Raw genomic sequence first — 22023 nt, forward strand, 5'->3', positions numbered from 1 at the left:
GGAAATAGCATGAAACAGCATCGGTTGGCGGCGGCGGTAGCCCTGGTTAGCCTGGTACTCGCGGGTTGTGACTCGCAGACCAGCGTAGAGCTGAAAACCCCGGCGCAAAAAGCTTCCTACGGCATCGGCCTGAACATGGGCAAAAGCCTTGCCCAGGAAGGCATGGATGATCTGGACTCCAAAGCGGTAGCCCAGGGCATCGAAGATGCCGTTGGCAAGAAAGAACAGAAGCTGAAAGATGAAGAACTGGTCGAAGCCTTCGCCTCGCTGCAAAAACGTGCTGAAGAGCGTATGGCCAAGATGAGTGAAGAGTCGGCAGCCGCCGGCAAGAAATTCCTCGAAGAGAACGGCAAGAAAGCCGGTGTGACCACCACCGCTTCCGGCCTGCAGTACGAAGTAGTGAAGAAAGCCGACGGCCCACAGCCTAAGCCGACCGACGTCGTAACTGTTCACTACACCGGCAAGCTGACCAACGGCACCGTGTTCGACAGCTCCGTAGAGCGCGGCAGCCCGATCGATCTGCCAGTCAGTGGCGTGATCCCGGGTTGGGTTGAAGGTCTGCAACTGATGCACGTTGGCGAGAAGTACAAACTGTACATCCCTAGCGATCTGGCTTACGGCGCTCAGTCGCCAAGCCCGGCAATCCCGGCCAACTCGGTTCTGGTTTTCGACCTGGAACTGCTGGCCATCAAGGATCCAGCCAAAGAAGACGCCGCTGCCAAGTAACACGCAACGGCTCGAAAACAACGCCTCGCACATGCGGGGCGTTGTTGCATCTGCAGGTCAGGGAAGGTAAACAGAGCGAACTGACAGCGATCAGCACAGTCATAGCTTTGAGGCTGCCCGCGCTAGACGCCCTGAGCTGCCAAGTCAATGAAATATTGGGCTTTTTTATGTGAGTAAAAAACGCCCGATCTGAGCGCAGCCCTTATGAAACGGGGCTCTCAGCGCTGAAATGCAGCTCTGTTCACAAGGTTATCCACAATTTGTGTGGATAACATTTCAACGGGAAGAATAGATGAAAGCTCCGTGGAATTTCGCTCGATTCCTGCCGTTGGCCGGTCGCCTGCTGGCCCGTGGACGCTTGCCGACCCTGTTGTTTGCCGTGGCCAGCAAAGGCGCCGCGCAAGGCAATCGCCTGGGCAAACTCAAGGATGATCTGCGCTTGCTGCAGTCGCTGTGCCTGGCCTACTGGCGTGGCGAGTATCGCGCGATCAGTGCCAAGTCGCTGATTTCGGTGGTGGCCGGCCTGATGTATTTCCTCAGCCCGGTCGATGCCATTCCGGATTTCATTCCCATGTTCGGCATGCTCGATGACATCGCTGTCCTCGCCTGGCTGATGAAAACCCTCGATGATGAGCTCAACGCCTTTCGTCTGTGGCGCAAGCGCCAGCAACCGGAGAAGCTGGCGGTGGTTGAACGCCTCCCTGATACCCCTGAACAATTGCAGCTGCAAGGCCCGAAAAAGCCCTGACTGACGAAGACTGCCTACAGATAGATACCACTCGCGACCTTGGCCGCTGTTAGGATTACACTTCTAGGGAAAAGTGCCGACTCGCTAAGTGGTGTTGTCCTACGGGGTAGTCATGGATATTCAGATAATTGCACGCGATGGCGAACCCGAATACGCGGTTCTGCCGTGGGCTCAATATCAGGCTTTACTGAAAGCAGCAGGGATCAACGCAACACCGGTGCAGCAGCCAGCAGCGCCGCTCGCCGCCTCGCCGGAGCCGATTCTTCCGGGTCTGGATCAATTACGCAGTTTGCGCGAAGGGAAGGGCATCGCCATCGAGGCGCTGGCCCGCACGGTAGGTATCAGCCCGTCTTATCTGGCCATGATCGAAAGTGGTGAGCGTCAGCCCGACGCCGCGATTCGCCGCAGCCTGGCCTGGGAACTGACGGTGCCGGGTTGGAGGGACGAATCGTGAGCGTACGCATCAGTCGTCAACATTGGGACGGATTGCTGGGGGAACTGGACCAGGCGCGTCGTCAGCGCCATCTTCTCACTTATCGAGCCTTGCTTGAGCGTTTGCAGCTGCCGACGCCGGCGATGCAGACACTGACGGCTGCGCTGGAGCATCTGGCCGCACTGGACGCCAAAGCCGAACAGCCGTTGCGCAGTTCGCTGGTCATCAGTCAGGGCGCCAGTCGTTTGCCGCGTACCGGGTTTTTTGAATGTGTCGAGCGTCTGGGGCGCTTTTCCGGGCCGTCGGATGGCGTTGCAGCGGCGTCCTGGCATGCGTCGGAAGTGGTGCGCGTCTTCGAATACGAATACCCGGAATCGGCGGAGGCCTGAGTGTTTCTGCGCCTCAAGGCGCGGGCCGGTTATTGGCTGGCCCGCAGGTTGTTTCGTTGGTCGTGGTTCGTTCGCCAGCCGCGTGGCTGGCGCTGGCTTGAAGGCCAGTTCGCGCGCATGGCCAACCTCGGCGATGTCGATGCTCAAAGCTTTATGGGCACATTCTGACTTTTCGCGGCGTCGGGTTGGGCGCGCGTGAAGAGGGTGTGCGTTTACTGCGTCTGGCGGCGTTTGCCGGCGACGGTAAAGCGGCGTATCAAGTCGGCGTCATCAGCCTCGCCGGTACCCCGAGCAAGGCGCCGGATCCCGTTGAGGCCGCTCGTTGGTGGAGCATGGCCGCCAAGGCCGGGCATCCGTTGGCCGAGCTGAAGCTGCAACAGCTGAAGGCTGGTGATTCAACGCAGTAATTCCATGTATGTCTTCTAAGTAAACGCGGCGTGAGGTTTTCCTCACGCCGCGTTTACGTTTTTGCCTGCACGTTTTTCGCTGGATGTTGGATTGCAGATTAGTCCTACATCCTTTGCCTACTCGCCTGACTTCTTTCCTTTCTGATCCCCCGCACAGTTCCCGCGACTAATTTCTTGCGCGAGGGACCGCTCATGCTTCAGCCCGTTTTTCAGCCCACCTTGTCTGCCTGCGTGTGTTGATGGAAGCCATCGCTCGCATCGAGCAGGAACTCGACAGTTTCCCGCAAACGCTCAGCCTCTACCGCAAACAGCTCGATCACTGGCTCAGTCGCAGGGTGGACCAGATCAGCGAGGCAGCAGACCTGCCATCGCTGGTGGGCATGGAGCGGATCATCCGCTTCGGCGATAGCCGCACGGCGGTCAGTAGCAGCGACGAGGAGTTTTCTTCCAGCGTTGTCCAGTGCCCGCAGGGCGGGCTCATGCAGATCGAGAGCAAGTTCGAATCGGTCTACGACATCCCGCTGGGCAACATTTCCGTCGATGTGGTCGACGTGGATAGCGGCAAAACCAGCCCGGTCACCCTTGATCAGCAGGGCAAGGCTGAATTCAGAGGCGAAGAGGGCAAGTTCTACCGCGTTCTGGTCCACAGCGCTGTCACCTCCAGTCAAGTCGACGAGCTGTTCAAATCCTACAACGGTTTGACCGGCGAACTGAAACGCTGGCTGCGTAGCGAGTGGCAGGGTTTCAAGCCGCAGTGGTCACAGTCGGTGGCGACCGCAGCCAGCAACGGCATGCTCGCCGGCAGTTGGGCGGCCATCGAGGGGGTATGGGACAGCCTCGGACTGCTCTCGGAAATTCTCCAGGACCCCGGCAAGTTTGCCGAGCGTTTGGGCAGTGGCGCGGCTGAGCTGATCGAGCTGGCACAGACCGCGCCAAATCTCATGGAAAAGCTGCAGTTGCTGGTCAGTGACGAAGCGGCGATGTGCTTGCTGCTGCGGTCGGCAAGCCTGTGGCTGGACATGCTGCCGCCCAGCGAGATTGCCGGCAAATCTGCTGAAGTGGCGTCGATGATGATCGTGCAACTGATCATCGATGTGTTGATCAGCGTGGTGCTGACGTTTGTCGGAGCGGGGGCGGGGATCGCTTATCTGACGCTGCGTCTGGCTGACCGTGCAACGCAGCTGTTCAACGTCGCCAAGCGTCTGGTCAAGGCGCTGTTCAGCATCGTCAGCGCCTTCATTGAATACGTCGACCGCTACAAAGCCGTTGCCGCGCGCGGCATCGCCGCCGGGGTGAAAAAGGGCCGGATGCAATTGCGCTGGGATGCCCAGCGCAACGCCATGTTGAAGAAAGACGAACAGCACGACGACGTCCCCGACCAGGCAAAAAACCCCAACGGCGACGCCGCCGACTGCGTCGCCAATACCTGCAAAAACGGCTGTCCGGTGTCGATGGTCACCGGCGAGGAACTGCTGACCCTGACCGACGCGGTGCTTGATGGCGTGCTGCCCTTCGAGTTCACCCGCTTGTACCGCAGCAGCGCGGTCGAGATCGACATCGGCCTGGGTTTCGGCTGGAGCCACACGCTGGCCCATCGCCTGTCCTTCGACGGCGATGGCGTGATCTGGATCGACCACGAAAACCGCCGCACTCGGTTTCCCCTGCCCAACGTCGCGCGTCCGGCGATTCACAACAGCCTGTCGCGGGCGGCGATCTTTCTCGGTGATGAACCGGAAGAACTGATCCTCGCCCTGGCCGGGGAAAACGCGCGCTTCTACCACTTTCGCGCCGGCCGGCTGACCGCAATCAGCGATGTCTACGGCAATCGTCTGACCCTGCAACGTGATCGCTCCGACCGCATTCAGCGTCTGGACAACGGCGCCGGCCGCTCATTGCTGTTGCGTTATGACCGCACGCAGCTGGTGGCAGTCGATTATCAGGTGTTCGTCCAAGGCGAGTGGACCACCGAGCAAACCCTCGCCACCTACAGCTTCGATGCCCGGCAACGCCTGCTGACCGCGACCAACGCGGTCGGCGACAGTGAACGCTACGACTACGACGATCACCACGTCATCCTCCAGCGCCAGCTGACCGGCGGCGCGAGCTTCTTCTGGGAGTGGCAGCGCGAGGGCAAAGCGGCGCGCTGCGTGAGGCATTGGGCGTCGTTCTCGCAGATGAACACCCGTTACGTCTGGAACGATGACGACGCCAGCGTGACCGTGCATTACGTCGACGGTACCGAAGAAGTCTACGTCCACGACGAGCGCGCGCGACTGGTGCGCCAGGTTGCGGCCGATGGCGGTGAACAGCTCAAGGCTTATGACCAGCAGGGGCGATTGATCGCCGAGCAGGATGCTTTGGGCGCGGTTACCGAATACCGCTATGACGAGGTCGGACGGCTGATCGCGCTGATTCCGCCGGACGATGCACCAACGTCCTACGAGTACCGCAACGGCTTTCTCTACAAGCGTTGCCGTGGTGATGCGGTGTGGATCTACCGGCGCAACGCTGAAGGCGCCGTCACCGAAGCGGTCGATCCCGACGGCCAGGTCACCCATTACTACTACAACCTGCGCGGCCAATTGCTGTCGCTGCGCTATCCGGACAGCAGCCGCCACCGCTGGGTGTGGAACGAGCTCGGCCAGCTCATCGAAGAAACCCTGCCGGACGGCGGCGTGCGGCGTTTTTCCTACGATGCGCTGGGCCGGCGGATTACCACCCAGGACGAATTTGGTGTCGTCAGTCGTCAGCAGTGGGACGCCGCCGGCCGACTGATCCTGACGACTTCTCCTACGGGCAGCACGCGCGCCTACAGCTACGGCGCTTACGGCCAGATCACCGCTGAGCGCGACGAGCTCGGGCGCATCACCCGCTATGAATATGACGACGACCTGCACCTGGTCTCGCGGCGGATCAACCCCGACGGCACCCACGTGCAGTACCGCTATGACCATGCGCGGCTGTTGCTGACCGAGATTGAAAACGAGTCCGGAGAAAAGTACCGACTGGATTACACGCCGACCGGATTGATCCGACAGGAAACCGGGTTTGATGGGCGGCGCACGGCTTATGCCTACGACCTTAATGGTCATTTGGTGGAGAAGACCGAGTTTGGTGATTTCGGCCCCAGTCTGGTCACCCACTATGAGCGCGACAAGGCCGGGCGTTTGCTGGTCAAAACCCTGCCCGATGGGCTCAAAGTTCGCTACGACTACGATCGCCTCGGTCGGTTGATAGGTGTCGAGGACGGGCAGAACCATCCGCTGGCCTTCGAGTACGACCGTCAGGACCGGCTGATCACCGAGCATCAGGGCTGGGGCACCTTGCGCTACGCCTATGACGCCTGCGGCCAGCTCAAACGCCTGCGCCTGCCGGACAACAGCAAGCTCGATTATCACTACGCCAAGGGCGGTGCGCTGTCAGCCATCGACCTCAATGGCACGCCGCTCACGCGCCACGTCTACCACTGCGGTCGTGAACAGCAACGCCAGCAAGGTCTGCTGCTCAGCGAATACTCCTACGACGATCAGGGCCGCTTGCTTGCCCACGCTGTAGGTCATCGCCACGCTTCGCTGTACCGCCGCGATTATGCCTACAGCGCCAACGGCAATCTCGAGCACATCGCCGACAGCCGCCACGGCCAGCGCACCTACGGCTACGACGCCCTTGACCGGTTGATCCGCGTACGTCACTCGCGCGACGAACTGCCCGAATCCTTCGCCCACGACCCGGCAGGCAACCTGCTGATGCAGGACCGCCCCGGCCCTGCGCAGATCAAAGGCAATCGTCTGCTGATGCAGGGCGACCGTCATTACGACTACGACGCCTTCGGCAACCTGATCCGCGAACGCCGAGGCCACGGCCAGACCCTGGTCACTGAATACCGCTACGACTGCCAGCACCGCCTGATCGGCCTGACCCGCCCCGACGGCCAGACCGCCACTTATCACTACGACGCCTTCGGCCGGCGCATCCGCAAAACAATCGACGGCGCCGTCACCGAATTCTTCTGGCAAGGCGAACACCTCGTCGCCGAAAGCAGCGCCAGCCAATACCGCAGCTTCCTTTACGAACCCGGCACCTTCCGCCCGTTGGCGATGCTCGACGGCAAAGGCCCGAAAAAAGCCTGCCCCTTCTACTACCAACTCGACCACCTCGGCACCCCGCAGGAACTCACCGACTACAGCGGCGAAATCGTCTGGTCCGCGCAATACGACGCCTACGGCAAAGTCGCCGCTGTGACCTTGGCCGGCGAAGACTACCTCGACCAACCGTTGCGTTTTCAGGGGCAGTACTTCGATGTTGAAAGTGGCCTGCATTACAACCGGCATCGGTATTACGACCCGAGGCTTGGGCGGTATCTGACGCCGGATCCGGTGAAGCTGGCGGGTGGGTTGAATCAGTACCAGTACGTGCCGAATCCGACGGGGTGGGTGGATCCGTTGGGGTTGAACGGATGCCCGCCAGATGGAGACGGAAAAGGGAATCCAACGGCACCATGCGGGAATGCAAAGGTTGATACCAGAGAACCTCTTCCACCGGATATAGAATGGTCGAGTCCTAGCGTTAAACGAGCTTCTGCGCTGCTGGATCAAGGTGCTAAGGACGTTACTGTTAACAGTCGAGCTGAAGCTGAAGAATTGTTCAGAGGGAAATATTTAGGTCAAGGATATAGGAATGCTGAAGAGTTCAATTCCGTTACCGCCAAAGACTATTTCCAAACGCCCTTTGGGAAAGAATCGTACTATCACTGGGATGACACAGCTGTATCTAATGTTGTGAATCGAAAAGTTTACATGGCAAATCATAGTCCTGACGATCCGCATGCTGTCATGCCTCATCTACAATTGCATCCAAAGGACGGCAAAGTAATCCGAATTTACTGGCCAAACTCATTTGCAGGTCAAAAATGAAACAGCAGAAGAAAATCGCTCGTAGCGTATGGTATGGACTCGAAGGGACGAGCTACGACAATATTGCACAAGAACTTCCGTGCAAAGATCACTCAAGTCGAAAATGGGTCTCAATATATGCTATATACAAATATTCTTTCTCAGGCGATCCGCATCAATATTACGATTTTATTCATAAATCGAAAGGGTTTAGGTTTTCGATTGTAGTGTTTACTTTGTCTATTAAAGAAATTGGCTCCAGCGATGGTATTGATGATCGGGATGTCGTGATATTAAACTTTGTGCCCGTTAATTCTGAGGAGGATATCTATACGGTTTTGGAACGGCTCGCGATCAATCCGGAATTATTCTGCCCCCCATGGCGGTGCGGGTATCCGATTTGATTAGTCCATTGCCACCGCCGGCGTAGAGCACACAACGCGATGTTGATGGAGTCTGTGAACTAACGAATTCACACGAGAGTAATATGGGGCGAGCCTCATCAAACGGAAAAATGAGCATTTACAAAGTGATTTCTAGAAAAGTATGGTGGGGGCAGGAAGCTAGAAATTACACAGAGATAGCCCGAGAGATGCCTTCGCATGATCGTTCGCTTCGGAAATGGGCTGCCATTTATGCGGTGTATCACTTGAATTTTATGGATAGGCACCCAGGAGAACGCTATTACGACTTCCTTGAGGATTCCAAGAGCTCTAAGTTCGTCTTCATTGAGTTCACCGTGCCAGTTCATATTTCGGAAACCAGAGATAGTTTTGGTGCTAGCGATACCACAATTACAAAACTGAAAAAAATGGAGGCGGAGGACGAAATAAATGCCTTTCTTGAATTGAATGGGATCAATCCAGAGTTGTTCGTTCCCCCTTGGGCTTGCGACTATCCGATAGATTGAGAATTAGTAGTCACTACTTAGTACACCTCCCGTATCTGAAGAGGGTGCCATCTGATTGCTAGATTTTGATTTTGAACTAAATGGAGTTCATGATGCGCTACTGTGCCGGGTTTAACCAACTAACTGTGTTGTCTGCACCGGAGGCGCTACAGCATCGAGCAAATACACACTAAACCCCACAACCCCCTTCGCATGATGCTTAGCCTGCGAAGCCATCTCCGCAAGCTGGCTGGCATCAAGCGCTGCACAAGCCTCAGGTCGCAGATGCACCACCCCGATCGATAACGACAACAACGCAAATTCTTGCCGCACACCCTGTCGGTTTGGCGCTACAAAACAACCGGCTTCCAGATGCTCGGGCCGATAGAACCGGCGGCATTGGCTTTGGAAATCGTCGAGCAGTTGGTTGAGGCGTTTGCGCCAGTCTTCGGGGCCGAGGACGAGGAGGAAGTCGTCGCCGCCGATGTGACCGACAAAGTCGCGGGTGGGGTCGATGCGTTCGTTGAGGCATTGGGCGAGGCAGAGCAGGACTTCGTCGCCGCGACCGTAGCCGTAGATGTCGTTGAAGGGTTTGAAGCTGTCAATGTCGACGTAGCAGATCATCGATTCGCGGGCCTGTTGCAGCAGGCGGGTGAGGCACTGCTGGATCGGTACGTTGCCCGGCAGCAGGGTGAGGGGATTGGCGTAGCGCGCCTGTTGGATTTTCAGTTCGGTGATCAGTTTCAGCACGTCGATCACCCGGCCGAGGCCTAGATAACCGCCGTTGAGGGTGATGATGAAGTCTTCTTCGATGCGCTGGCGGGCGCGGCTGGTGATCAGGCGGCTGACTTGCTGCAGCGACTGGCTGATTTCCACGGCGAGGAAATCATCGTTCATCAGGCGGCTGATCGGTTTGCGCGCGAACAGATCGGTGGCAAACGGTTTGAGCAGTGCGTCCGACAGCGAGTGGCGATGGACGATGCCGCAGGGCTGGCCTTGTTCGTCGAGCACCGCGAGCGAATTGAGGTTGGCCTGGCGGCGGAAGGCTTCCAGTACCGTCGCGGTGGGCGTATCGCGTTGCACGGCGGGCTGGTCGTTGAGCAGGGCGCTGAGGTCGCTGCCTTCGTCATTCAGCGCGACGGCGCTGCTGTCGTGTTTGGGCATCATCGCGCGAGCGTCGCGGGACGGATGTTCCTGAGGGCGGCCGAGCAGGTAGCCCTGCACCAGGTCGACGCCCATTTCAGTCAGCACCGCGAGTTCTTCCGGTAGCTCGATGCCCTCGGCGATGACTTGCGCGCGCGAGGCTTTGGCAATTTGCAGAATCGAACCGACAAACTCTCTTTTCAACGCATCCTGATGAATGCCATCAATGAAGTGCCGGTCGATCTTCACGTAATCCGGACGCAATTCCGACCACAGGCGCAGGCTCGAATACCCTGCGCCCAAGTCGTCCAGCGCAATGGAAAAACCCATCGCCCGGTAGTGATGCAGGGCGGTTTGCAGCAACTGGAAGTCATCGATTGGCGTCTGCTCGGTGAGCTCGATGACCACTTGGCTCGGCGCAATGCCCAAGTCCTGCAGCAGTTGCAACGTACGCCCGGGTTGGTGCGCGGCTTCGAGCAAGGATTCTGGAGACACGTTAAGGAACAGCTTGCCCGGCAGTTGCTGCTCATTGAACCGTCGGCAGGCGCTTTGTCGGCAGGCGATTTCCAGTTCACTCAATCGACCAGCCTGTCGCGCCACGGCGAACAGGGCAATCGGAGAGTGAAGAGGGCTGTTGGACGGGCCACGGGTGAGGGCTTCGTAACCGAGAATGCGGCGTTCGGAAAGACAGATGATCGGCTGGAACAGGCTGTGTAAACCGCTTTGAGTCAGGATCGAGCTCAAGGCGCTCAGCTGTTCGGTCGTGGTCATGGCAGTCTCTGGCGATAAAAAAAGGACCGGGAGCGCTTGCTCCTGGTCCTTTATTGCACGACAGAATGATGACTGTTTGATGACGATCCGGGGATCGTCAGCACTAAATTGCCATCACTTACTTCTTGGCCACCTGATTGCTCAGTTTCAGGTAATCCAGCAGCACGCGCCCGGTTTCGCTCAGGTAGGCATCGTCTTCCGGTTTGACCTTGTCCGGCTCGGCAGCGGCCAGTGCGTCTTCGTCTTCTTTCTTCAGCTCTTTGAGCGGTTCTTCGCCTTTGGCCTTGCGACGGATGTTCTCCATCGCCAGTTGCTTGGCGTCGATGTCGGCGTGCTGGGCACGACGATCGGCTTCGTTGAGGCTGACGGTTTTTTCTTCCATCAGTTTCTGCGCCAGGGCCAGCTTGTCGCGGATGAACACGAACTCGGCATCCTTGTTGGTGCGCGAGTCATGTTCGGACTTCAACTGGGCGAGGAACGGCTTGAACGGATCGGCCGCCGGCTTGATCGCCGCGCGAATGGTGTCCCACGGCATGGCTTCCGGCAGGGCACTTTCGCCGATTTCCTTGGTGTCGATCAGCGACGGGTAGTCGATGTCCGGCAGTACGCCCTGATGCTGGGTGCTCTGCCCGGAGACACGGTAGAACTTGGCCAGGGTCAGTTTCAGTTCGCCGTGGTTCAGCGGCTGAATGGTTTGCACAGTGCCTTTACCGAAAGTCTGGCCGCCGATGATCAATGCGCGATGGTAGTCCTGCATGGCGCCGGCGAAGATCTCCGAGGCCGAGGCGGACAGGCGGTTGACCAACAGCGCCATCGGGCCTTTGTAGAACGCGCCCGGGTTTTCATCTTCGAGCACGTCAACACGGCCGTCGGCGTTACGCACGAGTACGGTCGGACCTTTGTCGATGAACAGGCTGGTCAGCTCGGTGGCTTCCTGCAGGGAGCCGCCGCCGTTGTTGCGCAAGTCGATGACCACGCCGTCGACTTTGTCCTTCTGCAGCTCGGTCAGCAGCTTCTTGACGTCGCGAGTGGTGCTCTTGTAGTCCGGATCGCCGGCACGGAATGCCTTGAAGTCGAGGTAGAAGGCCGGGATCTCGATCACGCCAAGTTTGTAGTCCTTGCCGTCCTGTTTCAGGCTGAGAATCGACTTCTTCACGGCCTGGTCTTCGAGCTTCACCGCTTCACGGGTGATCGGCACGATCTTGGTGGTCTGGTCGTTCGGCGCATTGCTCGCCGGAATGACTTCCAGACGCACCACGGTGCCTTTAGGACCGCGAATCAATTTGACCACTTCGTCCAGACGCCAGCCGACCACGTCGACCATTTCCTTGTTGCCCTGGGCGACGCCGATGATCTTGTCGGCCGGAGCGACTTGCTTGGTCTTGTCCGCCGGGCCTGCCGGCACCAGACGCACGACCTTCACTTGATCGTTGTCGCTCTGCAACACGGCACCGATGCCCTCGAGGGACAGACTCATGTTGATGTCGAAGTTTTCCGCGTTATCCGGCGACAGATAGTTGGTGTGCGGGTCGTAGGACATGGCGAAGGTGTTGATGTACGCCTGGAAAATGTCCTCGGCACGGGTCTGGTCGAGGCGCGCCAGCTGATTCTTGTAGCGCTTGGTCAGGGTTTCCTGGATCTGCTTCGGGTCTTTGCCGGCGATCTTCTGGCGCAGCACTTCGTCCTTGACGCGTTTGCGCCAGAGGTCGTCGAGTTCCGCGGTGGACTTGAGCCAAGGCGCGTCCTTGCGATCGATCAGCAAGGTCTCCTTGGTGTTGAAGTCCATCTTGTCGACGCCTTTGTTCAGCTCGGCAAGGGCGAAGTCCAGACGCGCTTTGACGCGGTCCAGATAGCGCTTGTAGATGGTGAACCCGGCGTTGAGGTCGCCGCTTTTGAGGAAGTCGTCGAACTGGGTCTTCCACTTGTCGAATTCGGCGATGTCGCTGGCCATGAAATAGCTGCGCGACGGGTCGAGCAGCTTGATGTAGCTGTCGTAGATGATCACCGAGCGCGCATCATCGAGCGGCGGCTTGCTGTAGTGGTGACGCTTGAGCAACTCGACGACGTTCAGGCTGGCGATGACTTCATCGCGATCAGGCTGCAACTTGTCCCAGCTGTTGGCTGCGAATGTGGTGCCCGACACCGGCAACAGGCCGATACCGATGAAAAGAGCGAGGGCGGTGCTGGGGAGCAGATGCTTCATGCTGATTCGACGCGGGGACAATTGATAACGCATATTAGGCCGTCTTTGAAGTCGCCGGTTCTTTGAGAGCCGGTCGCATAATGCAAAAAGCCCGGCGCTACAGCTTCGGGCTCAGTCCAGACTCACTATGGAGGCAGTGTGAAGGCATTGCAAGGCGTTGAAGGTCAAGTGGCATGGGTTGAAGAGCCGAGTCCGACGTGCGATGTAGGACAAGTCCGCATCCGGGTGGCGGCAGCCGGCCTCAATCGCGCCGATTTATTACAGAAAGCAGGGCTTTATCCGCCACCACCCGGGGTCAGCCAAGTGCTTGGTCTTGAGTGCTCCGGGGTGATCAGCGAGGTCGGCGCGGGCTCGTCCTGGCAAGTCGGTGACCGGGTCTGCGCCTTGCTGGCCGGGGGCGGCATGGCCGAAGAGGTGGTCGTCGACGGACGGCATGTGCTGCCCGTGCCCGAAGGTGTTTCGCTGATCGAGGCGGCGGCATTGCCCGAGGTGTACGCCACCGTCTGGCTGAATGTGTTTCAACTTGCAGCGCTGAAACCCGGTGAGAAAATTCTCCTGCACGCCGGCGCAAGTGGAATCGGTTCAGCCGCCATTCAGCTGTGCAAAGCCTTCGGCAACCCGTGCTGGGTCAGCGTCGGTTCCGCCGAACGCCTGGCTTACTGCGAAGCGTTGGGTGCGCAGGGCGGCGTGGTGCGCACCGATGAAATTGAAAGCCTGCGCGACTTCGGGCCGTTCGATGTGATTCTCGACCCGGTGGGCGGCAATTATGCGGCGCTGAACCTCAAGCTGATGGCGCTGGACGGACGTTGGGTGCTGATCGGTTTGATGGGCGGGCGCGAGGCGAAACTGGATCTGGCGCAGGTGTTGGCCAAGCGTGTGCAACTGCTCGGCTCGACGTTGCGCAGCCGTAGCGATCAATTCAAGGCCGATCTGCTCAGTGATCTGGGCCAGCATGTGTGGCCGCTGTTTGCCGAGGGCCGCTTGCGTCCGCAATTGGCCAGAGCCTTTGCGGTGAAGGATGCCGAAGCAGCGTTTGCCGAACTGGCGAGCAATACGGTGGCGGGCAAGTTGGTGCTGGTGATCAATGAGGGTTTGAGCTGACAGCAAAGCAAGGTCAAAAGATCGCAGCCTTCGGCAGCTCCTACAGTTGCACCGTATTTCAAAGGTAGGAGCTGCCGAAGGCTGCGATCTTTTGCTTTTATTTCCAGAGGTGGATCGGCCAGCCGGATTTTTCCGCGTGCTCGAGTAGCACCGGATCCGGATTGACCACGTGTGGAAAATCCACTTTCAACAGCAGCGGCAAGTCATTGCGCGAATCGGAATAGAAACTCGCGCCCTCGAGGTTTTCTTCTTCGGCGTCCAGCCATTCCAGCAGGCGAGTGATCTTGCCTTCGCGGTAGGTCAACGTGCCCACGGTATGGCCGCTGTAAACGCCGTGCGCGACTTCCAGTTCAATCCCTAGAATCTCGTCGATGCCGAGTCGATCGGCAATCGGTCTGACCAGGTGCGTGCCCGACGCCGAGATCACCAGAATCCGGTCGCCGGCCTTGCGGTGCGCGGCGATGGTTTTGGTCGCGTCGCTGAAGATGATCGGTTCGATAAAGTCTTCAACCCACGGCCCGACCAGGTGCTCGACTTCTTCTGGCGTACGGCCGATCAGCGGTTCGAGGCTGAACGCCATGTAATCTTCCATGCGTAATTTGCCATGGCTGTAGGCGTCCATCAGTTCGTTGTTCTTGCGCATGAACGACTCGGGATCGACCCAGCCCAGGCGCCCCATCTGCTCGCTCCAGAGGGTGGCGCAGTCGCCGTGGATCAACGTTTCGTCCAGATCAAAAATTGCCAGGGCCATCAGTGCAGTTCTCTCTTCAACGTCAGCAAAGTCATCAGGCTACCTCACACAGGGCCGTCGGATCGATGGAAAGTGCCAGGCGTTGTCCGTCGGGATGCAGATCGGCGGCGGAGCGGTTGAGTACGTCGACCACCAGTTCCACGCCGCGTGCTTCGACGCGATAGCGAATGACGTTGCCGAGCAGGCTGTGGCTGCGGATCTGCGCGTCGAGTTCGCCGTCAAGGCTCAGTTCGATGGCCTCCGGGCGGATGGCGATGCGGTGGTTGACCGGCCGTTGCAACAGCTTCGAGGCGGCATCGGCGTCGAGCAGGTTGTAGTTGCCGATGAAGCCGGCGGCGAATACATCGACCGGAGCGGTGTAGAGGGTTTCGGCGTCGCCGCTCTGGACGATCTTTCCCTGGTTCATCAGGAAAATCCGGTCCGACATGGTCAGCGCTTCTTCCTGATCGTGGGTGACGAAGATCGTGGTCAGGCCGAGTTCGCGCTGGATCTGACGAATCTGTTCGCGCAGGTGTTTGCGAATCCGTGCGTCGAGCGCCGACAGCGGCTCATCCAGCAGCAACAAGCGCGGGCGGGTCACCAGCGACCGGGCGAGGGCGACACGCTGGCACTGCCCACCTGACAGTTGATGCGGATAGCGGCTGGCGAAGTCGTGCAGTTCAACCAGTTTCAACACTTCAGAGACGCGCTTGTGGCTGTCATCGGCGTTGACCTTTTGCATGCGCAGGCCGAAGGCGACGTTCTGTTCGACGGTCATGTTGGGGAACAGCGCGTAGCTCTGAAAGACCATGCCGATACCGCGTTTTTGCGGACTCAACGGCACGATGTCGACGCCATCGAGCAAAATCTTGCCGCCATCCACCGGGGTCAGGCCGGCGATGCAACGCAGCAAAGTCGACTTGCCGCACCCGGACGGGCCGAGCAGGGTGACGAACTCACCTTTGTTGATCTCGCAATCGATGTCGCTGAATACCGTGGTGCCGGCATAACTTTTCTGCAGGTGTTGGACGCTGACGTAGCTCATTCGCTTTTGTCCTTGTTCAAGATGTTGGCGATCCAGGTCAGGACCAGCACGAAAAAGAAATACGAAATGACCAGCGCACTGGTGAAGTGGCCGCTGCTGTTGCGCATGTTGTTCAGGTACACCTGCAGGGTTTCGTAGCGGGTGCCGACGAGAATGTTGGCGAACACGAACTCACCGAAGAGGAACGAGAAAGACAGTAGCAGCGCCACCATCAGGCCTTTGCGCAAGTTCGGCAGCACCACCAGAAACGCCGCTTGAAAGGTGCTGGCGCCGAGCAGTTGCGCGGCGTCCATCAGGTCGCGCAGGTTGATCGCTTGCAGGTTGTTGGTGATCGCGCGGTACATGAACGGCAGCGCTACGGTGAAGTAGCAGCCGATCAGAATCCACGGTGTGCCGACCATCGCCATCGGCCCGGAACCGTAGAGCTGCAGCAGCCCCACCGAGGACACCACCGGCGGCACCGCGAAGGGCAGCAGGATGAGGATGTTCATCAGCGCATCGAGTTTCGGAAAGTAGTAATGCACGACAAACAGCAGCGGCAGGATCAGCACCACCGATAACACCAGCGCGCCGACACAGACGATCAGCGACTGCCCGAATGCGTGGAGAAAGCGCGGATCGCTCCACAGTTGGATGTACCACTTGAAGGTGAAGCCGCTCGGCAGAATCGTTGCCGACCAACTGCTGGCGATCGAATAGACCAGCGTGCCCAGCAGCGGCAACAACAGGATGGCGAACAGCAGATAGACCACGACGCGGTGGTAGAGGCCGGCCGGGCCGGATTCAGCGCGAGACATGGTAGCTCCTCTTCAACAGCAATTGATGCACGACGGTGACAATGGTCATCAGCGCCACGAGCACCACCGCCAGCGCGCTGGCCAGGTTCGGGTCAAGGGAAATGTCGCCGGAGACCATCGCCGCAATACGGATCGGCAGAACGTTGAAGTTGCCGGTGGTCAGCGCATAAACCGTGGCGTAGGCGCCGAGGGCGTTGGCCAGCAGGATCACGAACGTGCCGAGCAACGCCGGGGTCAACACCGGCAGGCCGATGTGCCGCCAGAACTGCCAGCCGTTGGCGCCGAGCAGTGCGGCGGACTCGCGCCAGTCCTCCCGCAGAGCGTCGAAAGCCGGGTAGAGGAGCAGCACGCCGAGGGGAATCTGGAAGTAGGTGTAGAGGATGATCAGGCCGGTTTTCGAATACAGGTTGAAGTCCTGAATGATCCCCGACTGCTTGAGCATGATGGTGATGCTGCCGTTGAAACCGAGCAGGATGATGAAGGCGAACGCCAGCGGCACGCCGGCAAAATTGCTGGTCATGTTGGCGAAGGCATTCACGAAGTTGCGCAGCTTCGAATCGACGCGGCGTAGTGAATACGCACCCAGCACGGCGATGATGATGCCGAATACGCTCGACCAGAAACTGATCTCCAGGCTGTACTGGATTGCCTGCCGATAGAACTTCGAACCGAAGATCTTGCTGAAGTTGGCCAGGCCCCAGCCGGACTCTTCCGATTGCAGGCTGTTGATCATCACCCAGACCAGCGGGGCGATTTCGAAGACGATGAAGAACAGCGCGAAGGGCACCAGACACAGCGCCGCGAGCCATTTGCCGCGATTCATGGCATTCACTTGAGCAGCTCCCGGCACACAGGTTTGTCGTGGGGCACGCCGAGCAGTTCGCAAACCGTGCCGCAGAGCTCGGTCTGCTTCGGAGTGGCGTCAGTGTTGAGGCTGAACGCCTCACCGAGGACGAACAGCGGCACCTGACGTTCTTCCGCCAGCAGGCCGTTGTGCGAACGATCGTTGTTCATGCCGTGGTCTGCGGTCACCAATACCTGATAACCAGCGTCGAGCCAGCTCTGCAGATAGTCGGCGAGGATGACGTCAGCCGAGCGCGCGCTGTTGCGGTATTGCGAGCTGTCGAGGCCGTGCCTGTGCCCGGCGTCGTCGATGTTCATCGGGTGGATCAGGAGGAAATCCGGCGCGTGACGCAGGCGCAGGTTCTCCGCGTCGGCGAACAGGTGCGAATCCGGATAATGATCGTTCCAGTAGAAGTGGCCGTACTGGATCGGCAGCGTCGGATCGTTGGTGTGGCGGTCGCGCGCGGCCACGAACGGTGAGCGGTTATACAACTCGCTGACCCAGTGATACGCCGCAGCGGCTGTTTTCAACCCGGCATCGCGGGCGTAGTGATAGATGCTGCGCTGGTTGGACAAGCGCGAGACATTGTTGTGGACGATGCCGCTGCCGATCGGTGGCACGCCGGTGAGAATGCATTCGTAAAGCGGTCGGGACAGGGCGGGCAATTCGCACTCCAGTTGATAGAGCGCCGCGCGTCCTGCGCCAACATAAGCCTGCAGATGCCCCATGGCGTGACACGCAACCTCGTAGTTGAGGCCGTCGAGCACGACAAGGATGACGTTGTGCTTCATAGGGGCAAGAACTCCGAAAACAAATCTGGAACCAATCTGTGTAGGAGCTGCCGGAGGCTGCGATCTTTCGATGTTGCTTTTAAAGGGCAAGATCAAAAGATCGCAGCCTTCGGCAGCTCCTACAGATGAAGGATTACTTCATCTCTACGATGACTTCTTCGTTCCACTGCTGCGGCAGGGCTTTGGAGGTCTTTTCCCACGCGTCGGCGTCCTTGACTGGCGTAACGTTTTTGTATTGCTCGTTCGGCAGCAGTTTGGCTTTCACGTCTTCCGGCAGTTGCAGGTGTTCGGCGCGGATCGGCCGGGCGTTGCCGCGGGCGAGGTTGGTCTGGCCGGCGTCGCTGAAGATGTATTCGCGCGTCAGCTTGGCGGCATTGGGGTTTTTCGCGTACTTGTTGATGATCGTGGTGTAGCCGGAAATCACCGAGCCGTCGGATGGAATCAGCACTACGTAATCATCCGGGTTGGCCATCTTGGCTTTGTAGCTCAGGCCATTGAAGTCCCAGACCACGCCGACTTCAATCTCGCCTTTTTCCATGGTGGCGATGGTCGGGTTGGCCATCGACAGACGACCCTGTTTGGCGAGGTCGGCGAACAGCAGCAATGCAGGCTTGATGTTTTTCTCGTCACCGCCATTGGCCAGTGCGGCAGCGAGGACACCGTTGGCGGCCTGGGCAGCAGTGCTCACGTCGCCGATGGAGACTTTGTATTTACCGGTTTTCAGGTCAGCCCATTTGGTCGGCACGTCGGAGCCGTTCAGCAGCTTCTTGTTGACGATGAAGGCGATGGTGCCGGTGTAGGCCAGTGCCCAGTTGCCGTCCTTGTCCTTGGCCCAGTCCGGAATCTGATCCCAAGTGCTTGGCTTGTACGGTTGCACCACGCCTTGCTTGACCGCGATCGGGCCGAAGGCAGCACCGACGTCGCCGATGTCGGCGGTGGCGTTGTCTTTTTCAGCGGCGAACTTGGCGATTTCCTGAGCCGAACTCATATCGGTGTCGATGTGTTTCAAGCCGTAATTCGCAGCCAGATCATCCCAGGTGCCTTTCCAGTTGGCCCAGTTGTCGGGCATGCCGACGCTATTGACGGCGCCTTCCGCTTTCGCAGCGGCTTCGAGGGTTTTCAGATCGGTGTCGGCCGCCATGGCGGCGCTGCACATTGCAATGGTCGAGCCTAACAGTGTTGCCAGGAAAAGCTGTTTCATTCCGAAGCTCCTTGGTCGTGTTCAACGCTGCGATTGCGGTTGGGTTGGTCTAGGTCAGCAATACCTGAGCCAATTTAGGCGGGCTGGATGACATTTTGATGTCGATGGCCTTGTGGCTGATCTTTTCTCCGCCCGGGATTGGCCGTTGCCAAACAAGCGTAGACCATGACGCAGGCCCGATACGCAAGGGACTTGGCCGATGTATTGCAAGCCGTGAAAACGACCGTTGGGTGGTTTTTGTCATCTGTCGGTCATCTGCACTGCCTAGGCTTGCAACACACGAAAGCGCTCTGAGCAGCGCCCGGATTTGCCCTGAAACAGTGCTGGTCTAGTCCAGATAGGTAACGTTGATGCGCGATGAGGCAACGAAAGCGGTGACAGCGATTGGCCAGGTGCTGCAGGAGCAGATCGATCATGGTTTGCTGGCGGCCGGGAGCAAGTTGCCCGCTGAACGCAAGCTCAGCGAGTTGTTCGGGACGACGCGGATCACTGTGCGTGAAGCGCTGTTGCAATTGGAGGCGCAAGGGCAGATTTATCGTGAGGAGCGGCGCGGCTGGTTCGTGTCGCCGCCGCGTCTGGCGTACAACCTGATGCAGCGCAGTCATTTTCACGCCATGGTCAGTGCGCAGGGGCGTGAGCCGTCGACCGAGGTGATTTCGGCGCGGTTGCAGCCGGCGTCGGCGGCGGTGTGTGCGTGGTTGCAGCTGCCGGCGTTGTCGAGCGTGATCCAGATTTGCCGCTCGCGGCGGATTGATGGGCGACTGGTGTTGTATGTCGAGCACTACCTGAATCCGCAGTTTTTTCCGGGGATTCTTGAGTTTGATCTGAATCAGTCGATCACTGAGTTGTATGCGCGGCATTTCGATTTGCACTATGGGCGGGTGCGGTTTGAGATTGTGCCTACGTCTTTATCTGTCGATGCGGCGGCGGCTTTGCGGGTGTCGGTGGGGAGTCCGGGATTGAGGATTGCTCGGGTCAATTATGATCAGCATGGGCGGCTGATTGATTGTGATCTGGAGTTTTGGCGGCATGATGCGATTCACGTAGGGGTTGATGTGGTTTGATCTTTTTTGACCTTGGCGGCCTTTGGGCCGACCAGGTTTTGGGGGTTTGGGTGAATATCCGTTGCTGCGGTAACGGCTTCTTATGGTTCCGCCCTTACGGCGGGTCACTTTTTCAAACGCCAAAAAGTAACCAAAAGGCTGCGCCCTGACGTTCGGCCCGCTCGCTGGGGCTCGGGGTTCCTTCGCTGCGGGATCGATCCTGGCGCAGCGGCTCCGGTTTGCTTCGCTGCACCTACACTCGCTGTGTACGACTGCGTCGTACGGTCGCTGCGCTCCCACGCCCGGTTCAATCCCTCCACTCAGCCTGCCGACGGGCTCCGAGATCAAGATCAAAAGCGGTGCTCGAGCTAACGCTCATCGTGTGTAGGAGCTGCCGAAGGCTGCGATCTTTTGTTTTTGCTTTCGCTTTTCTGTGGGAAGCGAGCCTGCTCGCGAAAGCGCCCTCACAGTCACCCCTTCCTACTTGCCCACCGCCGCATTCCCATACAGATAATCCGTCGCCAACGACGCCAGTGTCCTCACCCCAACCACCAGCGCCGACTCATCCACAAAGAACCCCGGATTGTGATTCGGCGCGGCTTTGCTCATGTCCTGGTCCCTCGGGGTCACTCCAAGAAACACAAACAGTCCCGGCGCTTCCTTGGCGAAGAACGAGAAATCTTCCGCCCCACCCACCAGCGGTCCCTGCACCACATCATCCTTGGCCGCCCACTTCAATGTCGGCAGCATTTTCTCGGTTAGTGCAGGGTTGTTAATCGTCGGGTCGTATTTTTCGATGATGGTGACGTCGGCTTTGGCGCCGCCGCTTTCGGCGATTTTCTCGATGGTCTGGCGTACGTCGCTGTGCAGTTTCTGGCGGATGCCGTAGTCGTAGGAGCGGATGGTGCCGGTCATGTCGAGTGATTCGGGGATGATGTTGTAGCGGGTGCCGCCGTTGATGGTGCCGATGCTGACCACCGACGGGTAAGAGGAAATGTCGGTGCGGCGGCTGACCACGGTTTGCAGGCCGACGATGGTTTGCGCGCCGACGGTGATTGGGTCGATGCCATCCCAGGGGCGGCCGGCGTGGGTTTGTTTGCCGTGGATCTTGATGCGCAGGTCGTCGGAGCTGGCCAGGGTCGGGCCGGGGCGGTAGGCGATCTGGCCGGCGGGGACGCCGGCCCAGACGTGCAGCCCGAACACTGCGTCTGGTTTCGGCGATTTCATTACGCCTTCCTCGACCATCATCTTCGCGCCCCAGGTGTTTTTGCCGTCGGGAATGAAGTCGCTCGGGCCTTCTTCGGCGGGCTGGAAGTAGAACACCACGGTGCCGGGCAGGGTGTCGCGCATGCCCGTCAGAATTTTCGCTGCGCTGAGCAGGATGGCGGTGTGGGCGTCGTGGCCGCAGGCATGCATGACGTCGACTTCCTTGTCGAGATACGTGCCTTTGGCTTTCGAAGCGAACGGCAAGTCGGAGACTTCCTTGACCGGCAGCGCGTCCATGTCGGCGCGCAGGGCCACGGTCGGGCCGGGCAGGGCGCCTTTGAGCACGGCCACTACGCCGGTGCGGGCGACGCCGGTTTTCACTTCCAGGCCCATGGCTTGCAACTGTTTGGCGACCAGCTCAGAGGTGCGTTTTTCGGTGTTGCCGAGCTCCGGATGAGCGTGAAGGTCGCGGCGGGTTTCCAGCAGCTCCGGTTCGAGCTTCTGCGCCTGCTCGGCGATGCGCGTGCGGGCGCTGTCCATCGTCGCGGCACTGGCGTGGCTGGCGACCAGGGTGAGCAAAAGGGTCTGGGCAATGCGCGTCAGTTGCATGGGTTTCTCCTTGATTATTGTTGTTGGCTTCCTTGCCTGTGACAAAGGCTTTGCA

Annotated in this window: 17 protein-coding genes and 1 pseudogene; 9 read left to right on the forward strand and 9 right to left on the reverse strand. The window is 59.0% G+C overall.

The genetic code is table 11. The features are described 5' to 3' along the window. The first annotated feature begins 9 nt into the window (after window positions 1–9). The 7 genes and pseudogenes from CKW30_RS10895 to CKW30_RS10930 all read left to right on the forward strand — a co-directional run bounded on the left by CKW30_RS10895 (window position 10) and on the right by CKW30_RS10930 (window position 8505). Window positions 10–726, forward strand: coding sequence for an FKBP-type peptidyl-prolyl cis-trans isomerase (locus CKW30_RS10895; protein WP_016773732.1), 717 nt, complete (start codon window positions 10–12; stop codon window positions 724–726). Between the two features lie 292 nt (window positions 727–1018). Beyond that, window positions 1019–1474 carry a YkvA family protein gene (locus tag CKW30_RS10900; RefSeq protein WP_016773733.1) on the forward strand — a complete coding sequence of 152 codons (456 nt, stop codon included), beginning with the start codon at window positions 1019–1021 and terminating at the stop codon, window positions 1472–1474. A gap of 112 nt (window positions 1475–1586) precedes the next feature. Further along, window positions 1587–1928: a helix-turn-helix domain-containing protein gene (locus CKW30_RS10905; protein ID WP_056783977.1), complete on the forward strand. Its 342-nt coding sequence runs from the start codon at window positions 1587–1589 to the stop codon at window positions 1926–1928. Further along, the gene (locus CKW30_RS10910; protein WP_003223109.1) at window positions 1925–2296 is read left to right on the forward strand and encodes a hypothetical protein; all 372 of its coding nucleotides are present in this window, start codon (window positions 1925–1927) and stop codon (window positions 2294–2296) included. Before CKW30_RS10905 ends, CKW30_RS10910 begins: the two co-directional genes overlap by 4 nt. After that, window positions 2297–2703, forward strand: a pseudogene (locus CKW30_RS10915) (sel1 repeat family protein). It begins immediately after the preceding gene. A gap of 239 nt (window positions 2704–2942) precedes the next feature. Then, window positions 2943–7616 (forward strand): RHS repeat-associated core domain-containing protein, encoded by a 4674-nt coding sequence (locus CKW30_RS10920; RefSeq protein WP_256584316.1) that lies wholly within the window; start codon window positions 2943–2945, stop codon window positions 7614–7616. Window positions 7617–8109: 493 nt separating this feature from the next. After that, window positions 8110–8505 carry a hypothetical protein gene (locus CKW30_RS10930; RefSeq protein ID WP_095180872.1) on the forward strand — a complete coding sequence of 132 codons (396 nt, stop codon included), beginning with the start codon at window positions 8110–8112 and terminating at the stop codon, window positions 8503–8505. 111 nt (window positions 8506–8616) lie between these two features. Here CKW30_RS10930 and CKW30_RS10935 read toward each other — a convergent pair whose 3' ends face one another. Both CKW30_RS10935 and CKW30_RS10940 read right to left on the reverse strand, forming a co-directional pair. Continuing rightward, on the reverse strand, window positions 8617–10398 hold the full coding sequence (locus tag CKW30_RS10935) for a bifunctional diguanylate cyclase/phosphodiesterase (protein ID WP_095180774.1): 1782 nt from the start codon (window positions 10396–10398) through the stop codon (window positions 8617–8619). Window positions 10399–10516: 118 nt separating this feature from the next. Then, a complete protein-coding gene (locus CKW30_RS10940; RefSeq protein ID WP_177434207.1) occupies window positions 10517–12601 on the reverse strand; it encodes a carboxy terminal-processing peptidase in 2085 nt (694 codons plus the stop codon). Window positions 12602–12739: 138 nt separating this feature from the next. On the opposite strand from CKW30_RS10940, the gene CKW30_RS10945 reads away from it, so the two are divergent. Beyond that, entirely contained in the window at window positions 12740–13702 is a 963-nt protein-coding gene (locus tag CKW30_RS10945; RefSeq protein ID WP_095180776.1) for a zinc-binding dehydrogenase, read from the forward strand. Between the two features lie 97 nt (window positions 13703–13799). On the opposite strand, the gene CKW30_RS10950 is transcribed toward CKW30_RS10945, so the two are convergent. The 6 genes from CKW30_RS10950 to CKW30_RS10975 all read right to left on the reverse strand — a co-directional run bounded on the left by CKW30_RS10950 (window position 13800) and on the right by CKW30_RS10975 (window position 19110). Continuing rightward, window positions 13800–14453, reverse strand: a complete 654-nt coding sequence (locus CKW30_RS10950; RefSeq protein ID WP_095180777.1) for an HAD family phosphatase — start codon at window positions 14451–14453, stop codon at window positions 13800–13802. Window positions 14454–14487: 34 nt separating this feature from the next. Beyond that, on the reverse strand, window positions 14488–15477 hold the full coding sequence (locus CKW30_RS10955) for an ABC transporter ATP-binding protein (RefSeq protein WP_095180778.1): 990 nt from the start codon (window positions 15475–15477) through the stop codon (window positions 14488–14490). Beyond that, window positions 15474–16274 carry an ABC transporter permease gene (locus tag CKW30_RS10960; protein ID WP_016773742.1) on the reverse strand — a complete coding sequence of 267 codons (801 nt, stop codon included), beginning with the start codon at window positions 16272–16274 and terminating at the stop codon, window positions 15474–15476. The genes CKW30_RS10955 and CKW30_RS10960 overlap by 4 nt, the downstream gene beginning before the upstream one ends. Next, window positions 16261–17097, reverse strand: coding sequence for an ABC transporter permease subunit (locus tag CKW30_RS10965; RefSeq protein ID WP_161984092.1), 837 nt, complete (start codon window positions 17095–17097; stop codon window positions 16261–16263). Before CKW30_RS10965 ends, CKW30_RS10960 begins: the two co-directional genes overlap by 14 nt. A gap of 5 nt (window positions 17098–17102) precedes the next feature. Then, a complete protein-coding gene (locus tag CKW30_RS10970) occupies window positions 17103–17909 on the reverse strand; it encodes an alkaline phosphatase family protein (protein WP_095180779.1) in 807 nt (268 codons plus the stop codon). A gap of 133 nt (window positions 17910–18042) precedes the next feature. After that, a complete protein-coding gene (locus tag CKW30_RS10975) occupies window positions 18043–19110 on the reverse strand; it encodes an ABC transporter substrate-binding protein (protein WP_041479304.1) in 1068 nt (355 codons plus the stop codon). A gap of 350 nt (window positions 19111–19460) precedes the next feature. Here CKW30_RS10975 and phnR point away from each other — a divergent pair, with 350 nt between their 5' ends. Further along, on the forward strand, window positions 19461–20174 hold the full coding sequence (gene phnR / locus CKW30_RS10980; protein WP_016773745.1) for a phosphonate utilization transcriptional regulator PhnR: 714 nt from the start codon (window positions 19461–19463) through the stop codon (window positions 20172–20174). A 459-nt stretch (window positions 20175–20633) separates the two neighbouring features. Here the strand turns inward: phnR and CKW30_RS10985 are convergent, their stop codons facing one another. Then, window positions 20634–21968 carry an amidohydrolase gene (locus tag CKW30_RS10985; protein WP_095180780.1) on the reverse strand — a complete coding sequence of 445 codons (1335 nt, stop codon included), beginning with the start codon at window positions 21966–21968 and terminating at the stop codon, window positions 20634–20636. Window positions 21969–22023 lie beyond the last annotated feature (55 nt).

The sequence above is a fragment of the Pseudomonas sp. Irchel 3F6 genome, from assembly GCF_900187595.1.
GTDB lineage: Bacteria > Pseudomonadota > Gammaproteobacteria > Pseudomonadales > Pseudomonadaceae > Aquipseudomonas > Aquipseudomonas siliginis.